Below are 437 nucleotides of genomic sequence, written 5' to 3'. Positions count from 1 at the left end.
CGCATCTACATCGTCGATGCGCACCTGCAGCCGGTGCCGGTCGGCGTGGTCGGCGAGTTGTACATCGGCGGCGAAGGCGTGGCGCGCGGGTACCTGCATCGTCCGGAGCTGACCGCCGAGCGTTTCGTGCGCGATCCGTTCGTCGCCGACGAAGCCGCGCGCATGTACAAGACCGGCGACCTCGGCCGCTGGCGCGCCGACGGTACGATCGAATACCTGGGGCGCAACGACTTCCAGGTGAAGATCCGCGGCTTCCGCATCGAGCTCGGCGAGATCGAGTGCAAGCTGGCGGCCTGCGAGGGCGTGCGCGAAGCGGTGGTGGTGGCGCGCGAAGGCGAGGGCGGCGACAAGCGCCTGATCGCTTACGTCGTCCCCGCTGACGGCGTCGAGCTGTCGGCCGCGAGCCTGCGCGAGCAACTGTCGCGCAGCCTGGCCGA

Annotated in this window: 1 protein-coding gene; it reads left to right on the top strand. The window is 70.0% G+C overall.

The window, feature by feature from the left end:
* Nucleotides 1-437: AMP-binding enzyme (locus AC6CH2_RS22500; protein WP_498271160.1), on the top strand; the 437-nt coding region annotated here is incomplete at both ends.

This window comes from Lysobacter sp. GQ73, assembly GCF_059758755.1.
This window is presented reverse-complemented; position numbering and strand designations above follow the sequence as displayed.